Source organism: Corynebacterium sp. MSK158 (assembly GCF_030229085.1).
Taxonomy (GTDB): domain Bacteria; phylum Actinomycetota; class Actinomycetes; order Mycobacteriales; family Mycobacteriaceae; genus Corynebacterium.
In genome coordinates this window covers 316628-333858 of sequence record NZ_JASPHJ010000001.1, presented here as the reverse complement: position 1 = coordinate 333858, position 17231 = coordinate 316628, and the positions used below count along the sequence as shown (strand labels likewise).

Sequence of the window (17231 nt, the reverse complement as noted above, 5' to 3'; positions counted from 1 at the left end):
GAAGTCTCGCGTGCAGGGACGCGAATATCTTCCGTCCACAATATGGACTTCGCAGTGAATGTCTCCTACTGCAGTAGGAGACTAGGCAATTCCAGCGCGCTGGGCGAACAGCACCAGCGCCACGCGGTCGCGCGCCGCAAGCTTAGACATGAGCGAAGAGACGTGCGTCTTTACCGTCGTTTCCGCAATGACCATCTCGGCGGCGATCTCGGAATTTGTAGCACCGCGTGCGATGAGCGAAAGAACTTCCATCTCGCGCCGGGTTACCAGGCTAAGCCCTTGGCGCTCCTGCGCGCTCAACTGGCCGCGGGTAAGGGCGGTGCGATAGGCCTCCAAAACTGGTCCGGTGACCTGAGAAGCCAGCACCGATTCGCCCTTGGCGACGTCCCGGACTGCTCCCACTAGCACCTCCGGATCTGCATCTTTGAGAAGGAACCCATGCGCGCCAGCGGCGATAGATTGAGCCACCAATTCTTCTTCATTAAACGTGGTGAGCATGATGATTCGGCATTCGGGGACGCGGGAAAGGATCGCTTGGGCCGCTGAGATGCCATCCATGCCGGGCATTCGGATATCCAGGATGGCTACGTCAGTGCGGTGGCTCAACGCTGCGGTGACGGCCTCTGAGCCGGTATTTGCGGTGGCCACGACCTCAATATCATCTTGTGCGTTAAGGATGGTAGACAATGCGGCAACAAGCATTGCTTGGTCATCGGCGAGTAGGACACGAATCTTAGGCACGGTTTTCCTTCTGCATCGGTAGTTCGGCACGCAGTATGAACTTTGTTGCATCACCCGAGCACTCTAGTCTTCCACCCAGCGCGTGGGCGCGCTCTTCGACGCCGATGAGGCCGACTCCGCTGCCAGTAACTTCGCTGGGAGTCGGGGAGGGATTGGTAGAGGTAAGGGTGATCTGAGCGGCGTCGGCAAGCGCGAGCTCTACTTCTACGTGCGTGCCAGGGCCCTGGTGGCGCAGCGCATTGGTCAGGCCTTCAGAAATGATACGTACCAAGGCCAATTGCGTAAGTGCAGGCGCCTCATAGGTCACCGGTAAGTCCGCTGCAATCTCTAAGCCCGCCGCGCGGAAACCGTCGATGATGCCCTCGAGGTGCTCTAGCTGCTCTGTCGGTTTGAGAGCGGAGGGGCCGGTGCTCCGCAGTGCCGTGACAATGCCGCGGACCTCTTCCAATGCAGAATCCGCGCCCTCACGAATAGTGGCAAGAGCATCCTGGGCAGCGTCACTATTTACACGCCCGGCAATGATCCCGGCATTCGCCTGAACTTTGATCAAAGTAAGAGAATGAGCGAGTACATCGTGCAATTCCCTAGCAATGAGCAGGCGTTCTTCTTCTTGGGCTTGGTGGAAACGCTCCTGGGCTAGCCGCTCGTGTTGGCGCGCCAAGTCAAAGTAGCGCGCGGCTATGAAATAGGTGCTGCCCAAAACTGCCCAGTGCACCACCAGCATGGCCAAGAAGCGGCGGTCTAGCTGGTAGTGCAGCAGGAATGACTCCGGATCAATGCGCCACATGAATGGCGAGATGAAGGAGCCAAGAATCGCCAGCGCCAGTACCGTGCGGGGAATAACGCGGCGCGTGACATAGCGGGAGGTGGCATACACCGCCATGGGTGCAGTCAGGGCCCAGGGGGTAAGCCCTAGATTGGTGGGCAGCTGGCTCATCCAAGCCACGGCCCATGCCGCGAGCAGCACAATAAAGCCCGTGGCGCTGAGCACGGGACGGCTCCGCCAGACCCACATAAATGGCAGGAATAGCAACGATAGACCTGCCTGAATAATCTCAATTATGCTGGGATTCTTCGCGGCAGAAATCACATAAAACAGCGCAATGAGCACCGCCACCGCGGTGAGGATTTTATCCCCTAAGCGCGCTCGCGCGGCGGTGTCAGTGCTCATAAAAGAAGATAGTAATACAGCCCTGACTGCTACTTCTTCTTATCCTTCTTCTTGCCCTTCTTGGACGTCTTCTTCGCTGTCTTCTGTTCGGACTTGCGCTCTAGCTTTGCAGCGACGTCCGGAACGTAGCGGAACTCTTCGCGGGCAGGGCGTTCATAGGTTTCGCCATCGGAATCCGGGCGCTGCGGAATTTCCGGCATCTCGTGCTCGAGCTTCTCGTACGGAATGGTGCTCAGAAGGTGCGAAATGACGTTAATACGGGAGCGCTTCTTGTCTTCTGATTCCACGGTGTACCACGGCGCAGTTGGGGTATCGGTGTGGATGAACATCGCATCCTTGGCACGGGAGTAGTCCTCCCAGCGGGTAATGGACTGCAGATCCATAGGGGAGAGCTTCCAACGACGCAGCGGATCGTTGCGGCGGGATTCAAAGCGCTTAATCTGCTCCTCATCAGAAACAGAGAACCAGTACTTGCGCAGCATGATGCCGTCTTCTACCAACATCTGCTCAAAGATGGGTGCTTGGTGCAGGAAGCGGACGTATTCCTGATCGGTGCAAAAGCCCATGACGCGCTCGACACCGGCGCGGTTGTACCAAGAGCGGTCAAAGATGACGATTTCGCCCTTGGTGGGCAGCTTTTCCACGTAGCGCTGGAAGTACCACTGGCCTTGTTCGCGCGAGTTCGGTGCAGGTAGTGCCTCGACGCGGCAGGTACGCGGGTTGAGGTACTGGGTGATGCGCTTGATCGCGGAGCCCTTGCCGGCGGCGTCGCGGCCCTCCATGATGATGACTACACGGGCGCCGGTTTCAACGACCCACTGCTGCATGTCCACGAGCTCGGCTTGGAGGCGTTCGAGCTCCTTTTCGTAGGCCTTCTTGTTGAGTTTCTTAGGGGCTTTACTGCTTTTTGTGCTCATTAATCCAGCTTAACCGGCACAAGCGGCTGGGATGAAAACGCTACCGCCCACTTTGGAGTGAGAACCTGGGCACAGCTTAGGAGCAGGTGCAGCCGGGGCCGCAGCCGGGCTTCCCATAGCGGGTGGTATTGGAAATATGCCCCAAACCTTCGATGGCGATGGTGACGTTCTGGCCGTCTTCGATAAATTGCTGCGGGGTGCGGGCAAAGCCCACGCCCTCCGGTGTGCCGGTAATGATGACGTCGCCCGGATTGAGTGGATAGAGCTGTGAGCAGAACTCGATGAGCTCAGCTACGGAAAAGATGAGGTCATCGGTATTATCGCGCTGTCTTTCCTCACCGTCTACGGTAGTGGTGAGGGCAGCTCCGGACCCCGGTGACCACTCATCCGCGGTGGTAAGCCAAGGGCCGAAGCCGGCTGTGCGATAAAAGGATTTACCGGCATGGAACTGGCAAGTTTGGCGCTGGAAGTCACGCAGCGTGTAGTCATTCATGATGGCGTAGCCGGCCACATAATCTAGGGCCTCGTCGCGGTTGACGCGGTGGGCGCGCTCGCCGATGATGACCGCCAATTCACCTTCATAATCCAGCTTCTGTGTGCCATATTCGGGAATGAAGACATCATCATAGGGGCCGGTGAGGGCATCGGCGAACTTGATGAACAAGGTGGGATGTTCGGGGAATTCGCGTCCCATCTCGCGGATGTGCTTGGCGTAATTGAGTCCAACGCAGATCACTTTGCCCGGAGTTGGTACGACGGCTTCCAAATCAGTGTGGTTAAAGACCACGGGCTCGCCGGAAAGCTGGGCGGCCTTGCGCCAATCTTCGCTGCGCAGTAGCTGGCCGATGTCTTCATAATCCAATTCAACACCCACGTTATCGCCGTCGATGCGGATAGCGGAAGTGCCAAAGCCAGTGCGTAGGGTAGCCAATTTCATGGCGACTATCCTACGCGCAAGATTTCCTCGACCGCGTCGGCGCAAAGGATGGGGATTTCTGCCTTTTCCTGCTTTGCCCAAGGCTTAAGCACAAACGACGCCGGGTCCATGCGCCCCGGTGGACGCCCGATTCCTACCGAAAGGCGCTGATAGTCTTTGGTACCCAGGGACTTTGTGGTTGAACGCAACCCATTGTGACCATGGTCGCCGCCACCTTTGCGGAGCTTAATGGTGCCGAAATCGAGTTCTAGCTCATCGTGAACAACGATGATGGCGGCGGCAGAGAGATGAAAGTATTGGGCCAAAGCCTTGATCTGACCGCCGGAGAGGTTCATATAGGACCGTGGCTTTGCGCAGATAATTTTGCGGCCGCCAGCTATGCCCTCAGCGACTTCGGTGTTGGTCTTCTTGTGTACCGAAAAGCTGCTCATGAGCTCTCGTGCGAGTTCATCTGCCACATCGAAGCCGATATTGTGCCGGGTGCCTGCGTACTTGGGGCCGGGGTTGCCAAGGCCTACTACGAGAAGTGGAGTCACGCGCTCAATTGTCTCATAGGCAGAGAGAAAAACGGCAAGGCCGCCGTGAGAAGCGAATCTCACGGCGGCCTATGCGTGTGAAGGGGAGGGGATTACTCCTCGGAGTCGGAGGACTCTGCGCCCTCGTCGACGGACTCGGCGCCAGCGTCAGCGCCGCCTTCCTCAGCAGCCTCGGCTGCTTCCTCGAGCTCCTCATCAACCTCAGGCAGGGAGATGGAGACGATAACGGTGTCTTCCTCTGCCACCAGGGTGGTGTCTTCCGGCATGGTGAGGTCGGCAGCGGTGACAACTGCGCCGTCCTCGAGGCCCTCGATGGAAACCTCGATCTCCTCCGGAATGTTCAGTACGTCTGCCTCAACCAGCAGTACGTCAGCATCCTGGATGTGCATGGTGCCTGGGGCCGGCTCGCCGGTCAGGGTAAGCGGAACCTCAACCTCAACCTTCTCGCCGCGCTTAATAGCCAGCAGGTCAACGTGGTCGATGTCGAAGGTCAGGACGTTCTGGTCAACGTGCTTAACCATGGTCAGGTACTGCTCGCCGTCAATCTCCAGCTCCAGAACGGCGTTGACGCCGTTGTTGCGGACGAGGGACTGGATGTCCAGCAGCGGAACTGCGAAGTGGACTGGCTCCTGGTGGGAACCGTAGATGACGCCTGGGACCTTCCACTCGCGGCGCAGGCGGCGTGCGACACCCTTGCCAAATTCGGTACGTGCTTCAGCCTTGATTACTGGGCGCTGTGCCATGCTTGATTCTCCTTAGTTAAAGTAGTGCGGCGCGGCCAACGCGATAAAAACGACGAAAGCCTGCCGATGGACGTCTTGGACGAGTCATCGCAGGCGTATATAAAAGCAACATGCTCTAACTTCAATCGCGTCGATAACGGCTTCCTCATCCTGAGGTCGCCCTCGCCGAGACTGAGTTAGATTAGCACGTCAGCCAGTTTGGAATCAAAACCCTTATTGGCTCCTTAGTGGTTGTCGTCGTTCTTTGGAATGCGGAAATGCTCGGTGTTCGGATCCCGAAGTTCTTCAGCGGATGGTTGCGTTGCTTCGAGTTTCTGCCAATCCTTGTCGATCTGGTAGTCCTCTGCTCGGAACGAGGAGGATTCATCGTGGTCTAATTCTGTGATGACATCATTCGCCACTTCTGTACGCAGGTGCGTGCCGGAAAGGTTGGAGTTATACACCGCGCGAGAAAGCTGAGCTTGGTCTGTCTTGGTGAACTTTTCCTTCGGGTCGATCATGCGTAGCAGTAGGGCTCGAATTTTGTCGCGGCGGCGGGATTCTGCGTTCACGATGCCGCGGCCGCGGCGTATCCAGGTATAGATGAGCAAGCCGATGACGATAATGCCGATATAACCCAAAATTGGAAAGACCATTCCGACGAGGGTGCCGAACGGAACGAACGACAAAATGAAGGCGATGATGACGCTGGCACCCAAAATCGGAAGGTACCTATTTGGCCGCCGGGCGCTGAGGCGCCGAGCCATTCCATAAAAATTGGAGATCGCGGTAGAGAAAATCATCAGATAGACAAAGATCGCTGCAGCGATCCCCAACCACGGGTGAATCTCATTAAGCATGGCAAGGGTAGGCAGGTCCGCGTCCCACACATCTTCCACACTGAGCAGAAGCGCGATGACCAACAAAACCAGCATGCCGGAAAAGAGCAGGCCGCCGAAGAAGCCACCGCGGCCGGCTTGCTTGGAATTGAGCGTATCTGCACCCATCACAATGCTCATCGCGGTGGAGGCCATGAGAGACAATCCAAGGTAGTTCAGTGCCGCTATCCACCAGGATGGAAGCGGTGACTCAACGTTGGTGGTGGCGAATTCGTGTGCTTGTTGCAGGCCAGAAGGTGGATCGATAAAGGCAGCACCTACGGCCAAGAGAAGGAGAATGAGGACGAAGGGAGTAATCGCACCGAGGACATTCGTTACCTTGGCCACGTTCATGGAGCCGACGATGAGGACCAGGACAGCCATAAGTGCGGAGCCAACCCACGGCTGCAGTCCCCATTGCTGGTTCAGGTTAGCGCCGCCGCCAGAGAGCATGACAAACGTGTGGCAGAACTGAGTGAAGATAATCGCGTAATCCACAAAGCGTGCTACTGGTTTGGAAGCAATCGAGGAAAACACGCGCCCGTGGGATGTTGCCTGAAAGTAGGAGCCGTACTGCATCGCAATCATGATGGTCAGCGGGGCAAGGATGAGACCAGCGACTGCGCCCACAATGCCCCAGATTCCGAAAGCGGTGAAGTACTGCAAAAGCTCCTGCCCAGAAGCGAATCCGGCGCCGACGACGGAGCTGAAATACGCGAGAGCTAAGAGAAAAACCTTTTTCACTGAAAACCCTAAAACTGAAAGAGAAAATTACTAGAGACGAGGTTTAGGGTAGGAGACTTATTCTGGTTTCGCAGCAAAAAGGAAGGCGGTGAGCAAAATAATGCTCACCGCCTTTGGTTATGCTGCGCTTAGGCGCGATCGAAGAGGGTGGTCACGGAACCATTCTCGAAGATCTCGTGGATGGTCTGTGCCAACAGCGGTGCAATGGACAGCACCGTGAGGTTGGACCAGCCCTCGGTGGACTGCGGGAGGGTATCGGTGGTGATAACTTCCTCCGCGCCGCACTCGGACAGGCGCTCGCGGGCTGGGTCAGAGAAAACGCCGTGGGTGCAGGCGATGATGACCTTCTTCGCACCGGCGTCCTTCAGAACGCGCACGGCGCCGGCGATGGTGCCACCGGTGTCAATCATGTCGTCGAGAAGCACGCAGTCCTTGCCCTCTACATCGCCGACCACGCGGTTAGACACCGTCTTATTGGCCTCAGTATTGGAGCGGGTCTTGTGCACGAAGGCCAGCGGGGCATCGCCCAAGTCGTGGGCCCACTTTTCTGCCACCTTCACGCGGCCAGCATCCGGGGAGACCACGGTGATGTTATCGGTGGCGTACTTGGACTTGATGTAATCGGTCAGGATGGGCTGAGCGTGCATGTGATCGACCGGGCCATCGAAGAAGCCCTGGATCTGATCGGTGTGCAGGTCCACGGACACGATGCGGTCCGCACCAGCAGTCTGCAGAAGGTCTGCCACCAGGCGGGCGGAAATTGGCTCGCGGCCCAGGTGCTTCTTGTCCTGGCGTGCATATGGGTAGAAGGGGAGGATGGCGGTGATGCGCTTAGCGGAGCCGCGCTTCAAAGCATCGATCATGATGAGCTGCTCCATTAGCCACTTGTTGAGCGGCTGGGTGTGAGACTGCATTACGAAGCAGTCGGCGCCACGCACGGACTCTTCAAAGCGAATGAAGATTTCGCCGTTGGCGAAGTCGCGGGCGGTGGTAGGAACCAGATCAGTCTTGAGCTCCTTAGCCACAGCCTCCGCCAACTCTGGGTGTGCCCGCCCAGAGAAGAGCTTCATGTTCTTGCTGCTACCAGTTACCTTGCCAGTCATGGGAGAATGTGCCCCTTACTTTTCGTTGTCCTGCGCACGGGCTGCGGCCTCAGCCGCGGGAGTACCCGGACGCTTCTTTTGAACCCAGCCCTCGATGTTGCGCTGTTTGCCACCGGAGACTGCGAGTGCTCCCGCAGGAACATCGTCTTTAATTACTGTACCCGCACCGGAGTATGCGCCATCACCGACATTGACCGGAGCGATAAACATTGTGTCAGAACCGGTGCGCACGTGGCTGCCGATGGTGGTGTGGTGCTTGTTCACGCCGTCGTAGTTCACAAAGACGGAGGAGGCACCGATATTGGACTGCTCGCCCACGGTGGCATCGCCGATATAGGTCAGGTGCGGAACCTTGGAGCCGCGGCCAATCTGGGCGTTCTTTGCCTCTACGAAGCCGCCGAGCTTTCCGTCCTCTCCCACCACGGTCTTCGGGCGGATATAGGTAAACGGGCCGACCTTAGCGTTGGTACCAATGACGGAATCGCTGCCATGGGTGCGCACGACAGAAGCGCCCTCGCCCACCTGCATATTGGTCAAGGTGGTGTCGGGGCCAATCTCGGCGTTATCGGCGATGCTGGTAGTGCCCCACAGTTGGGTGCCTGGGTGAATAATGACATCGGAGCCCACGGTGACGTTGACACCAATCCAGGTGGTCTCCGGATCCACGATGGTGGCGCCGCCGCGCATCGCCTTTTCTACCATGCGGCGGTTGAGCTCTCGGCCGGCAGAGGCGAGCTGCACGCGGTCATTGACGCCTGCGAGTTCGGCCGGATCCGCTGCTACATGCGCGCCGACGCCGTGTCCAGCGGTGCGGGCAATCTCGAGCACATCGGTGATATACAGCTCGCCTTGGGCGTTATTGGAGTCCAGCTTCTGGAGGGCTGCGGCAAGCACGCGCCCATCAAACGCGAAAACGCCAGAGTTGACCTCGTCGACCTTGCGCTGCTCTTCGGTGGCATCCTTTTGCTCCACGATGGCAGACACGCTGCCGTCCTCGCCGCGAATGATGCGGCCGTAACCGGTCGGGTCATCGAGGCGCATCGAGAGCACAGTGACCGCGTTGCCCTGCTCGGTGTGGGTGGCGCGCAGGCCCTCGATGGTCTCTGGGGTAAGTAGCGGGACATCGCCGTTGGTGACAATGACGGTTCCCTCGAAGTCCGGAATCGGCTCCAAGCCGCAGGCCACGGCATGACCGGTACCCAGCTGCTCCTCCTGCACCGCCTGCAGTACCTCGCAGTCCAGCTCTTCGGCGATGGCATCCACAGCGGGGGAGACCTGATCGCGCTGGTGGCCCACCACCGTCACGATGCGCTCCGGGTTGATCCCGGCCGCAGCGTGCAGAGCGTGGCCGAGCAAGGTGCGCCCGCCAATCTCATGCAAGGTCTTCTGCTTGGTGGACTTCATGCGGGTGCCGGCGCCAGCCGCAAGGACGACGACAGCACACGAGGTTGTTGCTACCACGGGTTATTGAACTCCTGGGGGTCGAGTCTGATTCTTATCCGGACTACATCCTATAGCCCAAGTGCGATTTATGTGTGAGAAACCTCTTTCAGGCCGCGGGCGCGCCACACGCCGAGGAAACCAATGAGGGCAAGGAAAAGCAGCGCTGCCTCGGGGCCGGCCAGTGCCACCACGGAGGAAATGCCACCGACGATGAGGAGGATGATGCCCATCATCGTATTGGCCGCACCTACATACTGGGTGCGCTTATCGCCGCCGGCCATATCCACCACGTAGGTCTTTCGCGCCACGCGAATGGCCGTGTGCGCCAAGTTCACAGCAAAGAAACCAATCGGCATGACCCAGGCATTGACCGCATCCGGTGCCCAGTGCGAGCTGGCGACCAAAAGCACCAGCACGACGGAAGCCACGGCCGCGCCCACGGCCATGGTGTTTTTAGAGGACTTATCCGAATACACCCCGGAGATGCGCCCGCCCACCAGGGAGGCTAGGCCTGAAGCAAGCACAAATCCGTAGAGCCCGGAAAGGTTGCTGCTGAGCAGCACAATAAAAGAGGTAGATAGCGCTGAAACGAGCAGCAGCGCGCGGACGATGACGAAGTTGCGAAATCGGCCGTCGCTAGTAAAAAGCTGCCAGGTATCTTGCCACCAGCGCTTATCGATGCCCTCTTCGGTTTCCTCTGGCACCGGCTCATCCACGCCCGAAAAGACCCACGCGGCAATGGCCCACGTGGCTGCACCAATGGCGAGGACCGTGCCCATCATGGGAATGCTGAGCTCGCCCAAAAAGTAGAGGATAATGCCGGTCAGCAAAGTGGCGCCGCCACCAAGGGCTGCCGCGCTGCCGGTCACTCGGCCGCGCGCACCCTTAGAAATGGTGCGCGCCTGCACGTCCTTGCCCGCAATCGAGCACAGCGCGCGGAAAAGCGAGAGCGCGGCCAGCGCCAGCAGCACAATGATGCCTAGAATTGCCCCGCGGGTAAAAAATGCCGCGAGCGCGATGACCGCGGCGGATACCGCTTGTCCCAGCGAACCGATAATCCATAGGCGCTTGCGCGCCCTATGCGTAGTCACCCACGGGGTCAGCGCCGCCTGCGGCAGCATCGAACCGGACTCGCGGATAGGGGTGAGCAGGCCGGTAAAGAAGGCAGGCACTCCGGCCGCACTAAAGAGCGCGGGCAGCACCGTCTTCGCCGCAACAATCTGATCGCCCAAATTTTGCAGACCATTGGACCAGATGAAATACCGGGCATTGGATTTAGACATGAGAAATGCGATCTTTCAGAGGGACGAGTTGGTTAAATTAAAGCCATGCTGACACGCCGGAGAGTAAAACACGGCCGCAGTCACGCCGAAATTCTACCCGCGCGGCAGGAGGCCTAAGAATCATGCACGATGTCGATCCCCTCATCAATTCGCTGTACCAAGCCTTCGATCTTCTCGGCGTGGTTTTGAACGGCATCATTGGCGGCACCCTTGCCCGCCGCCGTGAATTCGACATCGTGGGCTTCGTGTTCCTCGCCCTCTTTTCTGGGTTGGCCGGTGGCATGATCCGTGACATGCTCATCGGGGATGGAGCAGCGGCAGCGATCTCAGACCCGTGGTATCTCGGCCTTGCTTGCTGCGGTGCACTCATCGCATTCCTCATTGATCTCAAGGGCAAGGCGTGGGAGCTATTCCGCGAACACGGCGATGCCATCATCCTCGGCGTGTGGTCCACCACCGGCTGCGTTAAGGCGCTCACCCACGGCATGCCACTTATTCCCTGTGTCTTCCTGGGCGTGCTTACCGCAGTGGGCGGGGGAATGGTCCGCGATATTGCCTCCGGGGAAATCCCGTCCATCTTTGGCGGCAGCCCCTTGTATGCCGTGCCCTCTATCCTCACCGGCATCGTCATGGTTACCTTTGCCGATTACGGACAGTTTGCACTCGGCATGGTGGTCGCGCCGATCGTCGGCAGTGGCATGGCCATCGTGTCCTATTGGCGCGGCTGGGTCCTGCCCCGCGCCGGTGTAGCCCCCGTTAACTACACCGCCGCCCAGGTGGCAGCGATTGCGAAGAAAGCCGAGCTCAAAGGCTTTCGCCGCGGCAGGAAGAAAAACTAAAAAAGCTTCCCCACCAGGACTCGAACCTAGAATGACGGTACCAAAAACCGTAGTGTTGCCGATTACACCATGGGGAAACACAGCAAAAGCTGTAGGCATAGCGTACCTGACGCCCCCGGGTAAATCACAAATTGCGGGGCAAAGGATAGGGTAGAGGGCATGGCTCGACAAAGGATGACCGGCCGGGAACGCCGCGAACAACTCATTTCCATCGGACGCGCCGCATTCGCGGAACTAGGGTTTGAAGGAACTAGTGTCGAAGAAATTGCGGCACGCGCCGGGGTGTCCAAACCCGTAGTCTATGAGCACTTCGGGGGTAAAGAAGGCCTCTACGCGGTGGTCGTGGACCGCGAGATGCTGGCGCTGGAAAAAGTCATTACTGATTCCTTGGAGACTGGAAGCTGGCGCGAGCGTATCGAGCAGGCCGTCATGGCCATTTTGACCTATGTCGAGGAAGAAACTGATGGCTTTCTCATCCTGGTGCGCGATGCCAAGCCCGGCGATGAACGCAGCTTCTCCACGCTGTTGAATTCCGCGGTGGGTCAGGTTTCCTATATCCTGCGAGAAGCATTCGAGCACCGTGGAATTGACCCAGATTTGGCGGATATTTACGGCCAAGCGCTGGTGGGAATGGTATCGACCACCGCGCAATGGTGGCTGGATGAGCGCACCCCGGACAAGGAAGTCGTCGCCACGCATATTGTCAATCTATGCTGGAATGGTTTGTCCGGTATGGAAGTAAAGCCCAAGCTAGGAGGCAAATAGATGGCGACCCCAATGCTGGCCGGCCTGCTTAAGGTAGCGGCCTCAGATCCCAAGCTCAAGGGCATGATTTCTCATGTGGGCGAAGACCTCCACATCACAGGCTTGGATCAGTCCCGGCCGTGGGCCTTGGGTACCTTGGCCCATCATGCCCCAGTGCTCGTGGTAACCGCTACGAGCCGCGAGGCTGAGGACCTCACGGCGGAGCTTACGGCGATGCTGGGGGAGAAGGTAGCCATGTTCCCCGCCTGGGAGACCCTGCCGCACGAGCGCCTAAGCCCCGGCGTAGACATCATCGGCCGCCGCGCCGAGGTTTTGCACAACCTCGATAGCCTGCAGGTCATCGTCACCGCTGCCCGCGGCTTATCCCAACCCATCCTCAAAGAGGTAGAAGGCCGAGCTCCCGTCCACCTTGAAGAAGATCAAGAATATGACTTTGATGAGGTGGTCCGCGAGCTTGAATTCCGCGCCTACAAGCACGTAGACATGGTGGCTAAGCGCGGTGAGTACGCTACGCGCGGTGGCATTATCGATATTTTCCCCACCACGTTGGACTATCCGGTCCGCGTGGAGTTTTGGGGCGATGAGATAACCGATATCCGCCAATTCTCCGTAGCTGACCAGCGCACCATTCCGGAAATCGAGGTGGGCCGTGTAGACATTTTCCCTGCCCGGGAGCTGCCTATTACGGACGCCATTGCCAAGCGCGCGGCCGATCTCGCCGTCAAGCACCCCGGCAATCCCGCCCTGGTGGAACTATTGACCAAGGTAAGCGAGCGCATCCCGGCCGAAGGTATGGAGGCGCTCCTGCCCGCGCTTTCCGACGCCCCCATGATCACCCTCCCCGAAATCCTGCGCCCCACCACCCACGTGGTGATGGTCGGCCCGGAAAAGATTCGCCGCCGCGTGGCGGATCTAGAAAAGACCGATGCGGAATTCCTCGCCGCCGGTTGGGAAGCCGCGGCCATGGGCGCCGATGGCCCGCTGGCTACCGAAGGACTCGATACCGAGGCATCCAGCTACCGCTCCTATGAGTCGCTCGAGGTCTCCATTAGCGAGTCCGGCCTGTCTTTGTGGACTTTCTCCCCACCGGGAATGCTCGCCGCCCCGGAAGAGGAGACCCTCCCGCTCGAATTCGAACCAGGGCCCACCCCGCGCGGCAACATCGAAGAAATCGACGCCATGATGGCCCAGCTCCTCGCGCACACCAACGCCGGCGGCCGGGCAGCCTTCATCGCGCCGGCGCAAGGTGCCATCAAGCGCATGGTGGATCGCTTTGCAGAAAAGGGTATCCGCACCAAGGTAGCTACCCCTGGCTGGGAACCCACCGCCGGTGAAGTCACCCTCTACCAAGCACTAAGCCACGCCGGCCTGGTATTTCCCAAGGTGAAAAAGCCTAAGGATGCCGAGGCCCTCCCACTGGTCGTTGTGACCGAGACGGACCTGACCGGTAACCGCGTAGGCGATATCGCCGAAGCAAAGCGCCGGCCCGCCAAACGCCGCAATAAGGTCGATCCGCTCGCGCTCAAGCAAGGCGATTTTGTGGTGCACGAAACCCACGGCATCGGCAAGTTCCTCAAGATGGCCGAGCGCACCATCCAGTCCGGCGATGAAACCAGCCGCCGCGAATACATCGTGCTCGAGTACGCGCCCTCCAAGCGTGGTCAGCCCGCCGATCAGCTCTGGGTCCCCATGGACTCGCTGGATCTCCTCAGCAAGTACACCGGTGGCGAATCGCCTCACCTGTCCAAGATGGGCGGTTCCGACTGGAAGAACACCAAGAAGAAGGCGCGCGCCGCCGTGCGCGAAATCGCCGGCGAGCTCGTCGAGCTCTACGCTAAGCGCCAGGCTGCGCCGGGGCACCAGTTCTCCCCGGATAATCCGTGGCAGGCGGAGATGGAGGATAATTTCCCCTTCGTCGAAACCGAAGACCAGATGCTGGCTATCGACGCCGTCAAGCACGATATGGAGTCCACGGTGCCGATGGACCGCGTCGTCGTCGGCGATGTGGGCTACGGCAAGACCGAGGTGGCCATCCGCGCCGCCTTCAAGGCCGTGCAAGACGGCATGCAGGTTGCCGTCCTCGTGCCCACCACGCTGCTGGCGCAGCAACACTTTGATACCTTCAGCGAGCGCATGACCGGCTTCCCCGTCAAGATTGAGGTGCTTTCGCGCTTTACCTCACAGAAGGAAGCCAAGAACATCTTCAAGGGCCTGGCCGATGGCAGCGTCGATATCGTCGTCGGCACCCACCGCCTCCTCCAGACCGGTGTGCACTGGAAGAACCTCGGCCTCATCGTCGTGGACGAGGAGCAGCGCTTCGGCGTGGAGCACAAGGAACACATTAAGGCGCTTAAGGCCAGCGTGGATGTGCTCACCATGTCCGCAACACCTATCCCGCGCACCTTGGAGATGTCCATGGCTGGCATCCGCGAGATGTCCACCATCTTGACCCCGCCGGAAGACCGCCACCCGGTGTTGACCTACGTCGGTGCCTACGAGGACAAGCAGGTAGCTGCGGCCATCCGCCGCGAGCTGCTGCGCGATGGTCAAACCTTTTTCATCCACAACAAAGTCTCTGATATCGAAAAGAAGGCCCGCGAGCTGCGTGACCTGGTACCGGAGGCCCGCGTCGTCGTCGCGCATGGACAGATGAACGAGGAGGTGCTCGAACAGACCGTCCAAGGGTTCTGGGATCGCGAGTATGACGTTTTGGTATGTACCACCATCGTGGAAACTGGCCTGGATATCGCTAACGCGAATACCCTCATTGTGGAAAACGCCCACCATATGGGCCTGTCCCAACTGCACCAGCTGCGCGGGCGCGTGGGCCGCTCCCGCGAGCGCGGCTATGCTTACTTCCTGTACCCCAAGGGAGCTACGCTCACGGAAACCTCCTATGACCGCCTGGCAACTATCGCTCAAAACAATGACCTTGGTGCTGGCATGGCCGTAGCCATGAAGGACTTGGAGATGCGCGGTGCCGGTAACGTGCTCGGTGCCCAACAGTCCGGCCACATTGCCGGTGTGGGCTTCGATCTCTACGTGCGGCTCGTGGGCGAGGCGGTCGAGACCTTCAAATCGCTCGCCCGCGGCGAGGCCCCCACCGTTACCGATGAGGGCCCGAAGGAAATCCGCATCGATCTCCCCGTGGATGCGCATATTCCGGAAGGCTATATCGACTCCGAGCGCCTGCGCCTGGAGGTCTATCGCAAGCTTGCGGCTTCGCAGAATGACGATGATCTCAAGGCCGTTATCGAGGAAATGGAAGACCGCTTCGGCCCGCTGCCGCAAGAGGTCCTGCGCTTGCTTTCCGTTGCTCGCCTGCGCCACCAAGCGCGCCGCGCCGGCATTTCCGATATCACCGTGCAGGGCACCCGCGTCAAGTTCCACCCAGTGGAGCTGCCGGATTCCAAGCAGGTGCGTCTCAAGCGCCTATACCCGGGCTCCAGCTTCCGTGCGGCGGCGAAGGCAATCAACGTGCCGTTCCCCAAGGCCGGGCGAAATGTCACCTCGCCGAAGCTGCGCGATACCGAGCTCATTCAGTGGGCGGCGGACTTCTTGAGCGCGCTTTTCGACGTCGACCCCATCAACGTCAGCGGCGCCCAGCCCACCTCGAACGTGGTCAGCGTCGGGGAGTAGCTAGAGGGTGAGCCAGCCGGTGCTCAAGCCCCAAATGGCGGTGGCGGCACCGGCCTGGACAATGGCCACCACGCACCACTCGAAGGTGTTGAAGATGCGTTCCTTCTTCCACAACCGGGTGCCGACATACGGGATGAGGCCTGGGACCACGGCCAATGCGCCGAGTAGGACGTAGACGAGGTCGGCCGCATAAATCAGCCACAGGGAATAGATGAACGCGAGCAAAGAAATGACCAAGTGCTTGCGGTTTTCCTTGCGGCCTACCTCTGGTCCGGAAAGATCGAACTTGATACCCGCTTGAGGGTGAGACAGCCCCTTGCCCCGCAGTGCCAAGAGCAATAGATACAGGGAAGAGAAGATATAGGGCAGCAAGTACATGATGGTTGCCAGCTGCACCATGGCGTTATAAGACGCCTCGTTGAGGTAGAAGACGATGATGAACAGCTGGATGGCCATCGTGGAAATCAGCTGCGCTACCCACGGCGCACCCGCCACGTTAATGGTGCCAATGCGGCGGGGAATGAGGCCGTCGATGGCCATCATTACGATGGGCTCGGCGCACAACATCTGCCAGGAGACGTAGGCACCCAAAACCGACAAGCACAGTCCAATAGACACCAGCGCGCCGCCCCAGGGGCCGATGACCTCGGTGAGCACGGATGCCATGGAATTATCTGGCAGCGCGGCCAGTTCTTCTTTGCTCATCACGCCAAAGCTCAGGGTAGACACGGAAACCAGCAGCGCCAGCACGGAGAAGAAGCCGATGACGGTCGCGCGGCCGACGTCGGTGCGCTTAGAAGCCTGCTTGGAATAAACGGATGCGCCCTCCACGCCAATGAAGACCCACACGGTAAAGAGCATGATTCCCTGGACCTGCTCAAAGACGCTGGCCTCAGAAGCGCGTCCCCAGAAATCCAAGGTGAATTTATCCCAGCTGAACCCGAGGAAAGCAATGAGCACCACAAAGGCCAGGATGGGCACAATTTTGGCAATTGTGGTGATGAGGTTCATGAACGCGGCCTGCTTGATACCGCGAGCAAGAACCGCAAAAATGCCCCAGGAAAGGAGGGAGACGGCGATGGCGGAGGTCCAGTAATGGTCGGCGTCGAAAAGCGGCAGGTAATGGCCCAAGGTATTGAAAAAGAGGGTGGCATAGCCCACCTGTGCCATAACGGAGCCCAGCCAATAGCCCCAGCCGGAGGTAAAACCAATAAAATCGCCGAGGCCGGCACGCACGTAGGAATAAACGCCAGAATCAAGGTGCGGCTTGCGGCGGGCCAGAATTTGAAAAACAAACGCCACAGACAGCATGCCGATGCCCGCTACCAGCCAGCCAATAAGCATCGCGCCTGGGCCGGCAACGGAGGCAATGTTTTGGGGCAGCGAGAAAATGCCCGCGCCCACGGTGGAACCGATAATCAGCGCGACGAGGGTCCACAACGTCACGGAGTGGGATCTATTCTGGCTGGAGGTCATTGGCCTAAAATACCTTGAATAGCCCCATTATGGGAAC

Annotated in this window: 14 protein-coding genes; 3 read left to right on the top strand and 11 right to left on the bottom strand. The window is 59.1% G+C overall.

Going from position 1 to position 17231, the window contains the following annotated elements; translation table 11 throughout:
• Positions 1 to 81 precede the first annotated feature (81 nt).
• The 10 genes from QP915_RS01555 to QP915_RS01510 all read right to left on the bottom strand — a co-directional run bounded on the left by QP915_RS01555 (position 82) and on the right by QP915_RS01510 (position 10475).
• Complete coding sequence (locus QP915_RS01555; protein WP_284767633.1) at positions 82 to 741, bottom strand: response regulator; 660 nt, start codon at positions 739 to 741, stop codon at positions 82 to 84.
• A complete protein-coding gene (locus QP915_RS01550) occupies positions 734 to 1912 on the bottom strand; it encodes a sensor histidine kinase (RefSeq protein ID WP_284767632.1) in 1179 nt (392 codons plus the stop codon). The genes QP915_RS01555 and QP915_RS01550 overlap by 8 nt, the downstream gene beginning before the upstream one ends.
• Positions 1913 to 1941: 29 nt before the next feature.
• A complete protein-coding gene (gene ppk2 / locus QP915_RS01545) occupies positions 1942 to 2829 on the bottom strand; it encodes a polyphosphate kinase 2 (RefSeq protein ID WP_284767631.1) in 888 nt (295 codons plus the stop codon).
• A 76-nt stretch (positions 2830 to 2905) separates the two neighbouring features.
• Entirely contained in the window at positions 2906 to 3766 is an 861-nt protein-coding gene (locus QP915_RS01540) for a fumarylacetoacetate hydrolase family protein (RefSeq protein WP_284767630.1), read from the bottom strand.
• 5 nt (positions 3767 to 3771) lie between these two features.
• Entirely contained in the window at positions 3772 to 4302 is a 531-nt protein-coding gene (pth, locus tag QP915_RS01535) for an aminoacyl-tRNA hydrolase (protein WP_284767629.1), read from the bottom strand.
• A gap of 92 nt (positions 4303 to 4394) precedes the next feature.
• Complete coding sequence (locus tag QP915_RS01530; RefSeq protein ID WP_284767628.1) at positions 4395 to 5045, bottom strand: 50S ribosomal protein L25/general stress protein Ctc; 651 nt, start codon at positions 5043 to 5045, stop codon at positions 4395 to 4397.
• A gap of 224 nt (positions 5046 to 5269) precedes the next feature.
• A complete protein-coding gene (locus QP915_RS01525) occupies positions 5270 to 6646 on the bottom strand; it encodes a YkvI family membrane protein (RefSeq protein WP_284767627.1) in 1377 nt (458 codons plus the stop codon).
• Between the two features lie 128 nt (positions 6647 to 6774).
• Positions 6775 to 7749, bottom strand: coding sequence for a ribose-phosphate diphosphokinase (locus QP915_RS01520; RefSeq protein WP_239277820.1), 975 nt, complete (start codon positions 7747 to 7749; stop codon positions 6775 to 6777).
• Between the two features lie 15 nt (positions 7750 to 7764).
• Positions 7765 to 9210 carry a bifunctional UDP-N-acetylglucosamine diphosphorylase/glucosamine-1-phosphate N-acetyltransferase GlmU gene (gene glmU / locus QP915_RS01515; RefSeq protein WP_284767626.1) on the bottom strand — a complete coding sequence of 482 codons (1446 nt, stop codon included), beginning with the start codon at positions 9208 to 9210 and terminating at the stop codon, positions 7765 to 7767.
• Positions 9211 to 9278: 68 nt separating this feature from the next.
• Positions 9279 to 10475, bottom strand: coding sequence for an MFS transporter (locus QP915_RS01510; protein ID WP_284767625.1), 1197 nt, complete (start codon positions 10473 to 10475; stop codon positions 9279 to 9281).
• 122 nt (positions 10476 to 10597) lie between these two features.
• Here QP915_RS01510 and QP915_RS01505 point away from each other — a divergent pair, with 122 nt between their 5' ends.
• The 3 genes from QP915_RS01505 (at position 10598) to mfd (ending at position 15718) form a co-directional block, all read left to right on the top strand.
• Complete coding sequence (locus tag QP915_RS01505; protein ID WP_225747260.1) at positions 10598 to 11314, top strand: trimeric intracellular cation channel family protein; 717 nt, start codon at positions 10598 to 10600, stop codon at positions 11312 to 11314.
• Positions 11315 to 11473: 159 nt separating this feature from the next.
• Complete coding sequence (locus QP915_RS01500) at positions 11474 to 12079, top strand: TetR/AcrR family transcriptional regulator (protein WP_239277823.1); 606 nt, start codon at positions 11474 to 11476, stop codon at positions 12077 to 12079.
• Positions 12080 to 15718 carry a transcription-repair coupling factor gene (gene mfd, locus QP915_RS01495; RefSeq protein ID WP_284767624.1) on the top strand — a complete coding sequence of 1213 codons (3639 nt, stop codon included), beginning with the start codon at positions 12080 to 12082 and terminating at the stop codon, positions 15716 to 15718.
• Here the strand turns inward: mfd and QP915_RS01490 are convergent, their stop codons facing one another.
• Positions 15719 to 17194, bottom strand: a complete 1476-nt coding sequence (locus QP915_RS01490; protein WP_284767622.1) for an amino acid permease — start codon at positions 17192 to 17194, stop codon at positions 15719 to 15721.
• Positions 17195 to 17231 lie beyond the last annotated feature (37 nt).

What these genes read in the sequence shown, in the direction of transcription:
- QP915_RS01550 (WP_284767632.1), bottom strand. Translation starts at nt 1,912, where the DNA reads ATGAGCACTGACACCGCCGCGCGAGCGCGCTTAGGGGATAAAATCCTC.
- ppk2 (WP_284767631.1), bottom strand. Translation starts at nt 2,829, where the DNA reads ATGAGCACAAAAAGCAGTAAAGCCCCTAAGAAACTCAACAAGAAGGCC.
- QP915_RS01540 (WP_284767630.1), bottom strand. Translation starts at nt 3,766, where the DNA reads ATGAAATTGGCTACCCTACGCACTGGCTTTGGCACTTCCGCTATCCGC.
- QP915_RS01530 (WP_284767628.1), bottom strand. Translation starts at nt 5,045, where the DNA reads ATGGCACAGCGCCCAGTAATCAAGGCTGAAGCACGTACCGAATTTGGC.
- QP915_RS01520 (WP_239277820.1), bottom strand. Translation starts at nt 7,749, where the DNA reads ATGACTGGCAAGGTAACTGGTAGCAGCAAGAACATGAAGCTCTTCTCT.
- QP915_RS01510 (WP_284767625.1), bottom strand. Translation starts at nt 10,475, where the DNA reads ATGTCTAAATCCAATGCCCGGTATTTCATCTGGTCCAATGGTCTGCAA.
- QP915_RS01505 (WP_225747260.1), top strand. Translation starts at nt 10,598, where the DNA reads ATGCACGATGTCGATCCCCTCATCAATTCGCTGTACCAAGCCTTCGAT.
- QP915_RS01500 (WP_239277823.1), top strand. Translation starts at nt 11,474, where the DNA reads ATGGCTCGACAAAGGATGACCGGCCGGGAACGCCGCGAACAACTCATT.
- mfd (WP_284767624.1), top strand. Translation starts at nt 12,080, where the DNA reads ATGGCGACCCCAATGCTGGCCGGCCTGCTTAAGGTAGCGGCCTCAGAT.
- QP915_RS01490 (WP_284767622.1), bottom strand. Translation starts at nt 17,194, where the DNA reads ATGACCTCCAGCCAGAATAGATCCCACTCCGTGACGTTGTGGACCCTC.